Source organism: Nocardioides sp. GCM10023255 (assembly GCF_042653125.1).
In the GTDB taxonomy this organism is placed as follows: domain Bacteria; phylum Actinomycetota; class Actinomycetes; order Propionibacteriales; family Nocardioidaceae; genus Nocardioides.
In genome coordinates, this window is sequence record NZ_JBHSHU010000003.1 from 232,443 (window position 1) to 244,938 (window position 12,496).

Annotated in this window: 16 protein-coding genes; 9 read left to right on the top strand and 7 right to left on the bottom strand. The window is 73.8% G+C overall.

Going from position 1 to position 12,496, the window contains the following annotated elements; all coding sequences use genetic code 11:
• On the top strand, positions 1-819 hold the full coding sequence (locus ACFO9I_RS04910) for an RNA polymerase sigma factor SigF (protein WP_379178390.1): 819 nt from the start codon (positions 1-3) through the stop codon (positions 817-819).
• Here ACFO9I_RS04910 and ACFO9I_RS04915 read toward each other — a convergent pair.
• Entirely contained in the window at positions 816-1,208 is a 393-nt protein-coding gene (locus tag ACFO9I_RS04915) for a hypothetical protein (RefSeq protein ID WP_379178392.1), read from the bottom strand. The genes ACFO9I_RS04910 and ACFO9I_RS04915 overlap by 4 nt on opposite strands.
• A gap of 245 nt (positions 1,209-1,453) precedes the next feature.
• Here ACFO9I_RS04915 and ACFO9I_RS04920 point away from each other — a divergent pair, with 245 nt between their 5' ends.
• Complete coding sequence (locus ACFO9I_RS04920; RefSeq protein WP_011755173.1) at positions 1,454-1,705, top strand: WhiB family transcriptional regulator; 252 nt, start codon at positions 1,454-1,456, stop codon at positions 1,703-1,705.
• A 2-nt stretch (positions 1,706-1,707) separates the two neighbouring features.
• On the opposite strand, the gene ACFO9I_RS04925 is transcribed toward ACFO9I_RS04920, so the two are convergent.
• On the bottom strand, positions 1,708-3,186 hold the full coding sequence (locus ACFO9I_RS04925) for a histidine kinase N-terminal domain-containing protein (protein WP_379178394.1): 1,479 nt from the start codon (positions 3,184-3,186) through the stop codon (positions 1,708-1,710).
• Positions 3,187-3,252: 66 nt separating this feature from the next.
• Here ACFO9I_RS04925 and ACFO9I_RS04930 point away from each other — a divergent pair, with 66 nt between their 5' ends.
• From ACFO9I_RS04930 to ACFO9I_RS04950, 5 genes are all read left to right on the top strand, one after another.
• The gene (locus ACFO9I_RS04930) at positions 3,253-4,104 is read left to right on the top strand and encodes a DUF2785 domain-containing protein (protein ID WP_379178396.1); all 852 of its coding nucleotides are present in this window, start codon (positions 3,253-3,255) and stop codon (positions 4,102-4,104) included.
• Positions 4,105-4,113: 9 nt separating this feature from the next.
• A complete protein-coding gene (locus tag ACFO9I_RS04935; protein WP_379178398.1) occupies positions 4,114-5,829 on the top strand; it encodes an acetolactate synthase in 1,716 nt (571 codons plus the stop codon).
• A gap of 8 nt (positions 5,830-5,837) precedes the next feature.
• A complete protein-coding gene (locus ACFO9I_RS04940) occupies positions 5,838-6,326 on the top strand; it encodes a GNAT family N-acetyltransferase (protein WP_379178400.1) in 489 nt (162 codons plus the stop codon).
• Entirely contained in the window at positions 6,326-6,706 is a 381-nt protein-coding gene (locus tag ACFO9I_RS04945) for a thioesterase family protein (protein WP_379178401.1), read from the top strand. Before ACFO9I_RS04940 ends, ACFO9I_RS04945 begins: the two co-directional genes overlap by 1 nt.
• A 91-nt stretch (positions 6,707-6,797) precedes the next feature.
• Positions 6,798-6,872 (top strand): 50S ribosomal protein bL37, encoded by a 75-nt coding sequence (locus tag ACFO9I_RS04950; RefSeq protein ID WP_369759046.1) that lies wholly within the window; start codon positions 6,798-6,800, stop codon positions 6,870-6,872.
• Positions 6,873-6,946: 74 nt separating this feature from the next.
• Here ACFO9I_RS04950 and rsrA read toward each other — a convergent pair whose 3' ends face one another.
• The 5 genes from rsrA to ACFO9I_RS04975 all read right to left on the bottom strand — a co-directional run bounded on the left by rsrA (position 6,947) and on the right by ACFO9I_RS04975 (position 10,182).
• Positions 6,947-7,228 (bottom strand): mycothiol system anti-sigma-R factor, encoded by a 282-nt coding sequence (gene rsrA, locus ACFO9I_RS04955; RefSeq protein WP_379178402.1) that lies wholly within the window; start codon positions 7,226-7,228, stop codon positions 6,947-6,949.
• Positions 7,225-7,863, bottom strand: coding sequence for a sigma-70 family RNA polymerase sigma factor (locus tag ACFO9I_RS04960; RefSeq protein ID WP_379178404.1), 639 nt, complete (start codon positions 7,861-7,863; stop codon positions 7,225-7,227). The genes rsrA and ACFO9I_RS04960 overlap by 4 nt, the downstream gene beginning before the upstream one ends.
• An 89-nt stretch (positions 7,864-7,952) precedes the next feature.
• On the bottom strand, positions 7,953-8,600 hold the full coding sequence (locus ACFO9I_RS04965; RefSeq protein ID WP_379178406.1) for an alpha/beta family hydrolase: 648 nt from the start codon (positions 8,598-8,600) through the stop codon (positions 7,953-7,955).
• Positions 8,601-8,631: 31 nt separating this feature from the next.
• Positions 8,632-9,396, bottom strand: a complete 765-nt coding sequence (locus ACFO9I_RS04970; protein ID WP_379178408.1) for an SOS response-associated peptidase — start codon at positions 9,394-9,396, stop codon at positions 8,632-8,634.
• A gap of 75 nt (positions 9,397-9,471) precedes the next feature.
• Positions 9,472-10,182, bottom strand: coding sequence for a hypothetical protein (locus tag ACFO9I_RS04975; RefSeq protein WP_379178410.1), 711 nt, complete (start codon positions 10,180-10,182; stop codon positions 9,472-9,474).
• Positions 10,183-10,342: 160 nt separating this feature from the next.
• Here ACFO9I_RS04975 and ACFO9I_RS04980 point away from each other — a divergent pair, with 160 nt between their 5' ends.
• Positions 10,343-11,923, top strand: coding sequence for a sigma-70 family RNA polymerase sigma factor (locus tag ACFO9I_RS04980; RefSeq protein WP_379178412.1), 1,581 nt, complete (start codon positions 10,343-10,345; stop codon positions 11,921-11,923).
• A 39-nt stretch (positions 11,924-11,962) separates the two neighbouring features.
• Positions 11,963-12,493 (top strand): DoxX family membrane protein, encoded by a 531-nt coding sequence (locus tag ACFO9I_RS04985; RefSeq protein ID WP_379178414.1) that lies wholly within the window; start codon positions 11,963-11,965, stop codon positions 12,491-12,493.
• The last annotated feature ends 3 nt before the right edge of the window (positions 12,494-12,496 follow it).

Consider the following 12,496-nt stretch of genomic DNA (forward strand, 5'->3'; position numbering starts at 1 on the left):
ATGGACCTGGACATCACGGGGGACGACGCCAGCACGCAGGACGTGCTGCCGTCCGGTGTCGAGGTCACTCGACGACGGAGCGCGGAGCTGTTCGCGCAGCTGCGCGACGCCGACGCGTCCGCTGCCGGCCGCGACCAGGCCCGGGAGGGCCTGGTGCACCTGCACCTGCCGCTGGTCGAGCACTGCGCCCGGCGCTTCCGCAACCGGGGCGAGCCCTTCGAGGACCTGGTCCAGGTCGGCACGATCGGGCTGATCAAGTCCATCGACCGGTTCGACTCCGACCGCGGGGTCGAGTTCTCGACCTACGCGACCCCGACGATCATCGGGGAGATCAAGCGCTACTTCCGGGACAAGGGCTGGGCGATCCGGGTGCCGCGGCGGCTCCAGGAGCTGCGCATGCAGATCGGCGCCACGACCGCCGAGCTCACCCAGTCCCTGGGCCGCTCCCCCACGCCCCGCGAGCTGGCCGAGAGCATCGGCTGCACGGTCGAGGAGATCGTGGAGGGCATCGAGTCCAGCAACGCCTACTCCACGCTCTCCCTCGACGCGAGCGACGACAGCGACGACAGCGCGGCGACGATGCTCGACGCCATCGGTGTCGACGACCACAACCTCGAGCACGTCGAGATCCGCGAGTCGATCAAGCCGCTGCTCGACCGGCTCCCGGCGCGCGAGAAGAAGATCCTGCTGCTCCGGTTCTTCAAGAACATGACGCAGTCGCAGATCGCCGAGGAGATCGGGGTGTCGCAGATGCACGTCTCGCGGCTGCTGAACCGGACCCTGGAGCAGCTGCGCGCCTCCCTGGAGGAGCAGAGCTAGAGCCGGTCGCGTCCCGGGTCGTCGGAGAGCGCGTCGAGGCTGTCGGGGTGGAAGATCCCCGCCATCACGACCAGCCCGAGGACCGCCAGCCCGATCGCGACGACCGGCGACTCGTGGTAGTTCCAGGCCAGGCCCAGCATGATCAGCTGGGTCAGCACGACCGGGCTGCGCGCCCACGACTGGCGACGCACCAGCGCGCGGGCGGCCCACAGCAGCAGGGCGCCGTACCCGACGAAGAACGCCGTCGTGGTCAGCCCCAGCATCACCCGGTCCGAGGACAGGTTGCCGAGCTCGAGGACCCCGAGGAGGGCGAGCAGCAGGCCCTCGACGGCCACCAGGGAGGCGGCCACCACGAGGGGGGCAGGACGGTCGGTTCGCGCGCTGGTCACGGCGCCAGCGTAGAGACCCCGGTCGCGGCTCCCCACGTCAACGGTCGCCACGTGTGACGCTTGTGACGGAAACACAAGGGCCTCAGGGGTTGTTTAACGGTCCAAGAGTTGCCACGCTAGACGACGCGCTCGCGAACGCCTCACACCGACCCCCTGTTCACCCCCGGTGCCGCTCGCGATCGCTCGCAGGGCTGTGAGAACTCCTGACCTGTACGCACGTAGAAGGAAAGAGGGATCCCCCAGCCATGGATTGGCGCCACCGTTCCGCCTGCCTCGACGAGGACCCGGAGCTGTTCTTCCCGATCGGTAACACCGGTCCGGCCATCCTCCAGATCGAGGAGGCCAAGCAGGTGTGCCGTCGCTGCGAGGTGCGCGAACAGTGCCTCGCGTGGGCGCTCGAGGCTGGCCAGGACCACGGAGTCTGGGGCGGCCTCAGCGAGGACGAGCGTCGCGCGCTGAAGCGTCGCAACGCCCGCGCCCGGGTCCGCACCGCCTGACCTCACTCGAGCGGCACGTCGATCGCGGCCCGCGTCCCCCGGCCACCGGGGGACGGGCCCACCTCCAGCTGTCCCCCCAGCTCGGACTCCACCAGAGTCCGGACGATGGAGAGCCCCAGGTTCGTCGACCCGTCGAGGTCGAACCCCTCCGGCAGCCCGCGCCCGTCGTCCTCGACGGTGACGTGCAGCCTCCCGACCAGACGTCGCACCGTGACCACGATCTCGCCCCGGACCGGCTCGGCGGTGTCCTCGGGGTAGCCGTGCTCCACGGCGTTCTGCAGCACCTCGGTGAGCACCATGGCCAGCGCCGTGGCCACCTCCGAGGGCAGCACACCGAACCGGCCGTCCCGACGCACCCGCACCCGGTCCCCCAGGGTGCTCACCTCGGTCACCATCCGCCCGAGCCGGTCGGCGATCTCGTCGAAGTCGACCTTCTCCTCGACCGCCTGGCTGAGGGTCTCGTGGACGATCGCGATCGAGCCGACCCGGCGGACGGCCTCCTCCAGCGCCGAGCGCGCGGCCTCGGAGTCCATCCGGCGGGCCTGCAGGCGTAGCAACGCGGCGACCGTCTGCAGGTTGTTCTTCACCCGGTGGTGGATCTCGCGGATGGTCGCGTCCTTGGTGACCAGCTCGCGGTCGCGACGCCGCAGGTCGGTGACGTCACGCACCAGCACCAGCGCGCCGATGTGGTCGCCCTGCGGGCGCAACGGGATGGACCGCACGATGAGCGAGACCCCGTCGGTGCCGATCTCGGTGTCGCGGTGGGCGCGCCCGCCCAGCACCGCGCTCAGCGTCTCCTCGTCCGGCCGGCGCCGTGGCGGGACCAGCTCGCGGGTCAGCTCGGCGAGCGAGAGGCCCGCCAGGTCACCCGAGAGCCCGAGCCTCCGGTAGACCGAGAGCGCGTTGGGGCTGGCGTAGACGACACGACCGGCCGCGTCCACGCGGAGGAAGCCGTCACCGACGCGCGGCGAGTCCGCGTGGTCGCTGCGCTGGCCGGGCGCCGGGAAGTAGCCGTGCGCGATCATCTGGGTGAGATCGGCCGCGGTCTGCAGGTAGGACAGCTCCAGCCGGCTCGGCGTGCGGACCCCCAGCAGGTTGGTGTTGCGCGCCACCACCGCGATGACCCGGCCGCCGCGCCGCACGGGGATCGTCTCGACCCGCACCGGCACGTCGTCGCGCCACTCGGGGTCCCCCTCGCGCACCAGCCGGCCCTGCGCCCAGGCCATGTCCAGCATCGGGCGGCGCCCGACCGGCACGAACGTGCCGACCACGTCGTCGACGTACGCCGTCGGGCCGGTGGTGGGGCGCATCTGCGCTCCGGCCCAGAACCCCTGCCCATCCCGGTCGGGCAGCCACAGCACCAGGTCGGCGAACGACAGGTCGGCGATGATCTGCCAGTCTGCCTGCAGGAGCTGCAGCCAGGCCACGTCCTCCTCGTCGAGGTCGGTGTGGCTGCGCACGAGCTCGGTGAGGGACGGCACGGCACAGGTCTACCACCCGGAGACCACCGGACAGGTCGCCGTTCGGCCTTTGGCAGGATGGCCCCCATGTCGGGGTCGTACTGGAGCCAGGTCCATGCCGAAGGGCTCGCGGTCCCCTCGGACAGGCCGCTCGACGAGCTGACCGCCGAGCTGACGCGGATGCTCGGCTCACCCGACCCCGCGCAGCGCGACGGCACGGCGTACCCCACGCTGGCGACCTGGGTCGACCGGGGCGTGTACGACGACCTGCTGGCCGGTCTCGGGGACGGGATGGCCGCGGGGCTGCGCGTCGGGATCGGCGAGACCGAGACCGACACCGTGTTCCGGCGCAGCTTCTCGGCGCTGGTGCTGGCCGAGTGCATCAAGCGTGACAACGGCCGCCCGCTGCTGCCCGGCGGCAAGATCCTGGAGTGGGGCGACCGCATCGCCACCTGGCTGCTGCGCGAGCGCGACCTGCGCGGCTTCGTGCCCGGCAAGGGCTGGGCGCACGCGGTCGCGCACGGTGCCGACGCGCTGGGCGTCCTCGCCGCCTCCCCGCACTGCTTCAAGCCCGAGCTGACCGTCGTGCTCGACGTGATCGCCGACCGGGTGCTGCTGCCGGTCGACCGACTGTTCACCGCCGGCGAGCCGGACCGGCTGGCCCTGGCCACGATGAAGGTGCTGCGCCGCAACCAGGTCCCGCTGACCGTGCTCGAGCCCTGGATCGCCCGGATCGCCGCCGCGGCCGGCAGCCAGGGCTCCTACGACGACCGCGACCCGTTCCTGGTCGGCGGCAACGCCCAGGCCTTCCTGCGCTCGCTCCACCTGCAGCTCGCGCTCGGCCCGCGACCGCCGGAGGTCCGCTCCGACCTGCTGCTCGTCCTGGTGCAGGCGCTCAAGTCGACCAACCCCCACTACCTCGTGGCTACGCCCGAGTAACCTGCGGGCATGAGCGACGCCTCGACCCGGACCAGCGACGACTCCGACCTCGACGACCCGACGGGTGGGGAGGCCGCCGGACTCACGGGGCACGCGGGCGAGCTCGCGGTCGCCGTGGCCCGGGCGCACGGCGTGGAGACGATGTTCACGCTCTCCGGGGCGCACGTCTTCCCGATGTACGACGGCGCCGTGAAGGCCGATCCCCCGATGCGCCTGCTCGACGTCCGGCACGAGCAGACCGCGGCCTTCGCCGCGGAGGCGACCGGCAAGCTGACCCGGGTGCCGGGGCTGGCCGTGCTCACCGCCGGGCCCGGGGTGACCAACGGCGTCAGCGCCATCGCCCAGGCCCAGTTCGCCGGCTCCCCCATGGTCGTCGTCGGCGGCCGCGCACCGGCCAACCGCTGGGGCAGCGGGAGCCTCCAGGAGCTCGACCAGCCGCCCATCCTGGCCTCGGTGTCGAAGCAGGCGCGGACCCTGCACACCGCCGACGACGTGCTCGAGGGGATGCACCGCGCCTTCACGGCCGCCCGGTCCTCGCACCGCGGCCCGGTGTTCGTGGACGTGCCGATGGACGAGTTCTTCAACACGGCCTCCGGGTCGCTCCCGGCCCTCGGCACCGACCGGGGCGCCGAGCCGGACCCCGACGCGCTCACCGAGGTCGCCGAGCTGCTCTCCGGCGCGGCCCGCCCCGTGCTCGTGCTCGGCACCGACGTCTGGGCCGACCGGGCCGAGGAGGCCGCGCTGCGCTTCGTCGAGGCGGTCGGCATCCCCGCCATCACCAACGGCATGGGCCGTGGCGTCGTCCCCGGCGGGCACCCCCTGCTGGTCACCAAGGCCCGCGGCCGGGCGCTCGGCGAGGCCGACCTCGTGGTCGTGGTCGGCACGCCGCTGGACTTCCGGCTGGGCTACGGCGTCTTCGGCGGCAAGGACGGACGGGCCCCGGCCCAGGTCGTCCACGTCGCCGACTCCCCCGGCCAGGTCTCCGGCCACGCCGACCTCGCCGCCTCCGTCTGCGGCGACCTCTCGGCCGCGTTCGACGGGCTGCTCGCCGCCCTCGAGCAGGTCGTCCGACGCCCGGACTGGTCCGCATGGGTGAGCGGCCTGCAGGACACCGTCGCCGCCGCCACCGAGCGCGACCGGGCCCTGCTCACCGCCGAGGCCGACCCGATCCACCCGGCCCGCATCTACGGCGAGCTGGTGCCCCGGCTCGCCGACGACGCGGTGGTGATCGGCGACGGGGGCGACTTCGTCAGCTTCGCCGGCAAGTTCGTGGAGCCGAAGCGCCCCGGCGGCTGGCTCGACCCGGGGCCCTACGGCTGCCTCGGCGCCGGTCTCGGCGCCGCCATCGCGGCCCGGCTGGCCCGCCCCTCGGCCCAGGTCGTGCTGCTCCTCGGCGACGGCGCGGCCGGCTTCTCCCTCATGGACGTGGACACCCTGGTGCGGCACGGCCTGCCGGTCGTCATGGTGATGGGCAACAACTCCGCGTGGGGGCTGGAGAAGGGCCCGATGCAGATGCTCTACGGGTACGACGTGGCCGCCGACCTCGCGCCGCGCACGGCGTACGACGAGGTCGTCCGCGCGCTCGGCGGCGCCGGTGAGACCGTGACCGACCCGCGGCACATCGGCCCGGCGCTCGACCGCGCCTTCGCCTCGGGCGTGCCCTACCTCGTGAACGTGATCACCGACGTCGACGCGGCCTACCCCCGCAACACCTTCGGCATCTAGGAGCTCACATGCGGATCCGCCGCGCGACCGAGCGCGACCACGAGGCGGTGGGCGAGGTGACCGTCGCGGCCTACGAGGCGTTCACGCTGGGGCCCGGCGACCCGTATCTCGACCACCTGCGCAACGCGGAGGCCCGCGACCTCGAGGCGGAGCTCTGGGTCGCGACCCCGGGCGACTCCGACGAGGTCCTCGGCACCGTCACCATCTGCCGCGAGGGCTCACCCTGGCGCGAGATCGCCGCCCACGACGAGGGCGAGTTCCGGATGCTCGCGGTCGCCCCCCACGCGCGCGGGCGCGGCGTCGGCGAGGCACTGGTCCGGCTGGTGCTGGACCGGTTCCGCGAGGAGGGTGCGACCGCGATCGTGATGTCGACGCTGCCCGAGATGACCGACGCGCACCGCCTCTACGAGCGGCTGGGCTTCGAGCGCGCACCCGAGCGCGACTGGCGACCGGTGCCGCACGTGTCCCTCATCGCCTACCGCAAGGACCTGGCCTGATGAGCGAGTCCGCTGTCGAGGCCACGCTGCGCTTCACGGTCGGCGACGCCGACACCGCGCAGGCGGTCGGCTCGGGGTCGCTCCCGGTGCTCGGCACGCCGCGGCTGCTGGCGTGGTGCGAGGCGGCCACCTGCGCAGCCCTGCAGGCGACCCTGCCCCCGGGGTCGACCAGCGTGGGCACCCGGGTGTCCCTGGAGCACCTCGGCGCCAGCCCGGTCGGCCAGGAGGTCGAGGTGACCGCGTCGTCGTCGTACACCGACGGCCGGCTGCACCGCTTCGCCGTCGCCGCCCGCCACGTCGGCGGCAACGGCAAGCTCGTCGGCACCGGCGAGGTGACCCGCGTGGTCGTCGACGCCGAGCGCTTCCTGTCCCGTCTCTAGCCGGGGCCGGATTTCGTCTGCCGCCACGAGTTTGAGAGGATGGCAGACGGCCCCTCGCGGGGCGATGAACCTAATCGAACCGGAGGACACCATGGGCAAGACCGGCCGCAAGCGCCGCGCTCGCAAGAAGAAGGGCGCGAACCACGGCAAGCGCCCCAACGCCTGAGCGCCGCTACCGACGTAGCGAACGAGCCCCCGACCAGCTGGTCGGGGGCTCGTTGCATGTCGGGTGGGGCGGGTTCAGCCCTCGCTGATCTGCACCTGGACCTCACGGATTCGGTACATCACCCGCTCGCGCAGCTCCTGGGGGGCGGCCTCCGAGCAGGACCGGGCGACGACGGCCTTGACCGTGCGCTGGAGGTCGTACTTCTCCAGGCAGGGGTTGCAGGTGTCGAGGTGCGCGCGCACCACCGAGCAGTCGGCCTCGTCGAGCTCGTTGTCGAGGAAGTAGACGATGCGTTCGAGGTAGTCGGCGCAGTCGCTGGCCGAGACCTCGTCCGGGTGGGGGTGCTCGTGGCTCATGACTTGCCGCCTCCCTCGCGGCCGACGGTGAGCAGGTCGTTGGTGCGCACGTAGTCCGAGAGCATGTCCCGCAGCTGGCGGCGACCCCGGTGCAACCGGGACATGACGGTGCCGATCGGTGTCTCCATGATCTCGGCGATCTCCTTGTAGGCGAATCCTTCGACGTCGGCGAGGTACACCGCCAGCCGGAACTCCTCCGGCAGGCGCTGCAGCGCGTCCTTGACCTGCGAGTCGGGCAGGTGCTCGAGCGCCTCCATCTCGGCCGACCTCAGCCCCGTCGAGGAGTGGGACTCGGCGCGCGCGAGCTGCCAGTCCTCGACGTCCTCGGACATCGACTGCTGCGGCTCCCGCTGCTTCTTGCGGTAGGAGTTGATGAAGGTGTTCGTGAGGATGCGGTACAGCCAGGCCTTGAGGTTGGTGCCCGGCCGGAACTGGTGGAACGAGGAGTACGCCTTGGCGAAGGTCTCCTGGACGAGGTCCTCGGCGTCGGCGGGGTTGCGGGTCATCCGCATCGCCGCCGAGTACAGCTGGTCCAGGAAGGGCAGCGCGTCGCGCTCGAAGCGCGCCGAGCGCTCCTCGTCGGTCTCGGTGGCCGGGTCCACGACCTCGTCGGGAACGTTCAGGGAGTCAGTCATCGCATCCCAGTCTAGGTCGTCCCCCCGGCGCGGCGTGGGCACGCGACTGCTGGTCGGTTCGAGGATGGCAAGCACAAGGCCAGAACGCCTCAGGCGCCGCGACCATTCCCGACGACGTCGCGGACGATCCACTCCAGCGTCGCCTCCACGATCACGCCCATCGCCTCGGCCTCGCTGATGCCGGACCGGGCCGGCACCTTGAAGCCGTGGTCGCCGCCGGGGACGACCGCGAGGTCGATGTCGTCGGGGAACTCCTCGGGTCGACCCATCGGGTCGCGGTCCCCTTGGACGACGAGCGTGGGCACCCGGGCCTTGCGCAGCTCGTCGAGACGCGACTTCTCCGGGTGGCCCGGCGGGTGCAGCGGGAAGGCCAGCGCCAGGCACCCCGATGCCCCGAGGTGCCGGGCGCAGCGAGCCGCGGAGCGGGCGCCTGCGGACCGGCCGCCCACGACGAGGGGGGTCCGCACCCGCAGCTGGTCGGCGGCCGCCACCAGCGACTCGTCCAGCGTCGTCGGCGACGTCGCGATCTTGCGGCCGGCGACCTTCCAGGGCTGCTCGAACCGCACCACGGTGACCCCGTTGCGCGGCAGGTAGCGGGCCAGCGCCTCGAGGTCGCGGGTGTCGATGCCGTTCCCCGCGCCGTGGCTGAGAAGCAGCGTGACCAGGGGGCTGCGGGACCGGTGGGTGACCAGGCGGCCCTCGCCGTGGGGCGTGGCGACCCGGCGCTCGCTGCTCATCGTCTCGTCCTCCAGGTCGCTCCCGGTCCGCTCACTGCAGGGCCTCCTCGGCGGGGATCGGCTCGATCAGCTCGGGCCCGTTGTTGCGCACGTTGCTGACCGCCGCCGAGACGGGGTAGGCCTCCAGCCTCCCGGGGGCGGCCGGGACCAGCAGGCCGAGCAGGTCGTCGCGGTCGGCCAGGGTCGGGTCGAGCCAGTGGTCCCAGCGGTCCCGCTCCACGGTCAGCGGCATCCGGTCGTGGATGTGCCCCACCGCGTCCTCGGCCTCGGTCGTCAGCACGGTGCACGTCCACCGGAAGCGCTCGGGGTCGTCGTCGTCGCGGGTGGGGTCGCGCCAGATCTCGTAGAGCCCCGCCATCGCGAGCACGCCACCGTCGGCCGGGCGGATGAAGAAGGGCTGCTTGCGCGGCTTCCCGGACTTCGTCCGCTGCTGGGTCGGGTACCACTCGAAGTAGCCGTCGGCGGGCAGGAGGCACCGGCGCTTGGCGAACGCCCGCTTGTACGCCGGCTTCTCGGCGACCGTCTCCATCCGGGCGTTGATCATCCGGTTGCCGATCGAGGGGTCCTTGGCCCAGGACGGCACGAGGCCCCAGCGGACCACACGCAGCTGCCGGGCCGGCGGCTCCGGCTCCCCCGACTCCGAGGTGCGGGGCGGCCGCTCGACGACGGCGTACACCTCCTTGGTGGGGGCGACGTTGTAGTCGGGCGCCAGCGGCGTGGCGACCCGGTCGTCCTCGATCTCGAACTCCTCGACGAGGTCCTCGGGACGCCGGCTGGAGGCGTAGCGACCGCACATGCGGCCCACCCTAGGGCGTCGTACCCCCGCCGTGCTGCCCAGCAGGCCCGCAGCGGGCCCGCGTACCGGCCCCGCTCAGCCGCGGGCGAGCTCGTCGAGCAGCCGGGCCGCCGCGGCGTCCGTCCCCGGCAGGTCCTCGACCCACATCCGCACCGCCGGCGCGACGTCGGCCAGCAGCCGGCGCAGCAGGCCGAGCCGGTTGCCGAGGCGGTCGCGGCCGGCCAGGACCACGACGCGGAGCGGGCCGACTCGGGCGATCGTCTCGCTGCCGTGGAAGACGGTCCGGACCGTGCCGCCGAGCGCGCCGACGCGCAGCGAGGCGCCCAGCCCGTCGACCGCATCGTCAGGCCGCTCCCGGCCGTGCCGCGGCCCGTCGAGCACCACCAGCGCGTGGCTGCCCCGCACCGGCACGCCCTGGGGGACCTCACCCCTGTAGAGGTCCCCCAGGCGTGCGCGCAGGTGCGCCTGGGTGGCCAGCCCCGTCAACGGGTCCTCGCAGGAGAGCCCGTGCAGGTAGCCGAGCGTGGCGTCCGCCCAGCCCAGGGCGACGGCCCGGGTGGCGGCGTGCCCGGGGCCGCAGCCGCGCACCAGCCGGTACGTCGTGACCAGGCCCGCCAGTCCCTCCTCCAGCGACGCGCCGTCCCGGGCCAGCTCGCCACCGGCGGCCGTGCAGGCCTCCTCGGCGCCGGACCCCGAGACGAGGGCCTCCCCCACCGCCTCGAAGTGCCGCGGTAGCGCCAGCCGCAGCTCCTCGGGCAGCCCTGCCCTCGCCCCGGGTCCGTCCACGGGTCGGCGCACCCTCGTCCCGAACCTGCCCACGCCGACCCTCCCTCCCCGGACGGTGTCCTGCTCCGTCACCCGCCGTGGGACGTGCGTCCCCGGAGCTCGTGACGCGGTCCGCCGGAACTCGTTCGTGATCTTTCGGCTCCTGCTCCGTTGGACCTGAGTGAGCACCACGCTGCCGAGGCTCGACGAGCCCGCGGACGCCGAGCTGATCTCGGCCGTCCGCGGCGGCGACGTCGACGCCTACGGCGAGCTGTACCGCCGTCACGTCGAGTCCGCCCGGCGGCTGGCGCGGCAGCTGGTCGGCGGGCCGGACGTCGACGACCTCGTGTCGGAGGCGTTCGCCAAGGTGCTGGTCGTGCTGCAGCGCGGCGGCGGCCCCGACCTCGCGTTCCGCGCCTACCTGCTCACCGCCGTCCGCCGGCTGCACGTGGACCGGTTCCGCGCCACGGCACGCCTCCGCCCCACCGACGACCTGACCCCCTTCGACCCCGGGATCCCCTTCCGGGACACGGCGGTGGAGGGCTTCGAGAGCGGCGCCGCCGCGCGCGCGTTCGCCTCGTTGCCCGAGCGCTGGCAGCTGGTGCTCTGGCACACCGAGGTGGAGGGGCAGAAGCCCGCCGAGGTCGCTCCGCTGCTCGGCCTCTCCCCCAACTCCGTGTCCGCGCTCGCCTACCGCGCCCGGGAGGGACTGCGGCAGGCCTTCCTCTGCATGCACGCCCAGGACACCGTCGACGCCGCCTGCCGCGAGACCCAGGGCCGGCTCGGTCCCTACGTCCGCGGCGGCCTCTCGCGCCGGGACGCCCGCCGGGTCGAGGAGCACGTCACCGGGTGCCGGCGGTGCGCCGCGGTGCTCCTCGAGCTCACCGAGATCAACGCGGGCCTCGCGGGGCTGCTGGCCCCGACGCTCCTGGGCGCAGCGGCCACGGCGTACGTCGGGTCCGCCGGCGGCTCGGCGGCGACCGGGGCCCTGCTCGGCCTGCTCGGGCGGGCCCGCGACCTTCTCCTCGCGCATGCACCCGCCTCGGCGGTGGCCGGCGTCGCGGCGGGGTCGGTGCTCGTCGGCGTCGCCGTCCACTCGGTGGACCGGCCGCAGGCGAGCCCCGACGCCCGTCCCGCGGGTCCGGCCGCGAGCGCTCCGGCACGGTCGTCGCAGGCCGGGGACGCCCGCGGGCAGCGCACCGGGCGACCCGGAGGGCGCCACCCGAGGGCCGGCACCGCGGTGCCCGCCGAGGTGCTCCCCGTCGCGGACGTCCCGACGGCGGAGGCGCCCGAGCCGGCCTCGACGACGCCGTCGCTGCCGCCCCAGCCCGGGGGCCCGGAGTCCCCCGTGACGCAGCCTCCCGTGCCGCCGGGCGACGCGACCACCGACCAGCCCCCGGCCCCGCCCACCGGCCCCCAGCCCGGCGACGTGGACCTGGCCGTCACCGCCGGCGTGTCGCCGTCCGCAGGCGCCGCGCACGTGGTCCGGGTGACGGTGACCGGTCAGGGCCCGGGTGCGGCACCCACCCTCGGGGTCGACGCCGACCGACCCTCGGTGTCGCTGACGCCCGATCCGCGGTGTGGCGGCGTGCAGGTCGGCAGCGGTCGGTGCACGGTGTCCGGCGCACCCGCGACGTACACGTTCGTCGTGGGCGCGCTGCCCGACGCGCCGACCAGGCTGACCTTCACGGTGCGTCCCGGGGCGGGCACCGTCGAGACCGATCCGACGGACAACACGACCACGGTGCTGCTGGCCCCCTGAGCGAGGCTTCGGCCGCGGCAGATCGGGTATGAAGGTGTCATGACCGTCAGCCGAATGATCGCCCGTCCGATGCTCGCGTCCATGTTCGTCGTCGGAGGGGTCAACGCCCTGCGCAATGCCCCCGCCCTGGCCCAGAAGGCCGGTCCCGTCGCCGAGAGGCTCGTGCCCCTGGCCAGGAAGGCGGTGCCCGCGGCGCCGATCCCGGAGGACCCGGCCACGCTCGTCCGGCTCAACGCGGCCGCCCAGCTCGGCGCGGCCGCCGCGCTCGCCACCGGCCGCGCTCCCCGCCTGTCCGCCTCCGTGCTCGCTCTGTCGCTGGTCCCGACCACGCTCGCCGGGCACCGCTTCTGGGAGGCGGGCGACAAGCAGGAGCGCGCCCAGCAGCAGCTGCACTTCTTCAAGAACGTCTCGATGCTGGGCGGCCTGATCATCGCGGCCGGCGACACCGACGGGAAGCCGGGTGTCGCCTGGCGCGCACGCCGGGCCGCGAAGGACGCCCGTCGCGAGGCCAGGCGTCTCGCCCAGTCCGCCCGCCAGGAGGCGAAGCTCGCCAAGGCCAAGGTGGGCTGATCC

What these genes read in the sequence shown, in the direction of transcription:
- ACFO9I_RS04985 (WP_379178414.1), top strand. Translation starts at nt 11,963, where the DNA reads ATGACCGTCAGCCGAATGATCGCCCGTCCGATGCTCGCGTCCATGTTC.
- ACFO9I_RS04960 (WP_379178404.1), bottom strand. Translation starts at nt 7,863, where the DNA reads ATGACTGACTCCCTGAACGTTCCCGACGAGGTCGTGGACCCGGCCACC.
- ACFO9I_RS04930 (WP_379178396.1), top strand. Translation starts at nt 3,253, where the DNA reads ATGTCGGGGTCGTACTGGAGCCAGGTCCATGCCGAAGGGCTCGCGGTC.
- ACFO9I_RS04920 (WP_011755173.1), top strand. Translation starts at nt 1,454, where the DNA reads ATGGATTGGCGCCACCGTTCCGCCTGCCTCGACGAGGACCCGGAGCTG.
- ACFO9I_RS04970 (WP_379178408.1), bottom strand. Translation starts at nt 9,396, where the DNA reads ATGTGCGGTCGCTACGCCTCCAGCCGGCGTCCCGAGGACCTCGTCGAG.
- ACFO9I_RS04935 (WP_379178398.1), top strand. Translation starts at nt 4,114, where the DNA reads ATGAGCGACGCCTCGACCCGGACCAGCGACGACTCCGACCTCGACGAC.
- ACFO9I_RS04965 (WP_379178406.1), bottom strand. Translation starts at nt 8,600, where the DNA reads ATGAGCAGCGAGCGCCGGGTCGCCACGCCCCACGGCGAGGGCCGCCTG.
- rsrA (WP_379178402.1), bottom strand. Translation starts at nt 7,228, where the DNA reads ATGAGCCACGAGCACCCCCACCCGGACGAGGTCTCGGCCAGCGACTGC.
- ACFO9I_RS04940 (WP_379178400.1), top strand. Translation starts at nt 5,838, where the DNA reads ATGCGGATCCGCCGCGCGACCGAGCGCGACCACGAGGCGGTGGGCGAG.
- ACFO9I_RS04945 (WP_379178401.1), top strand. Translation starts at nt 6,326, where the DNA reads ATGAGCGAGTCCGCTGTCGAGGCCACGCTGCGCTTCACGGTCGGCGAC.
- ACFO9I_RS04910 (WP_379178390.1), top strand. Translation starts at nt 1, where the DNA reads ATGGACCTGGACATCACGGGGGACGACGCCAGCACGCAGGACGTGCTG.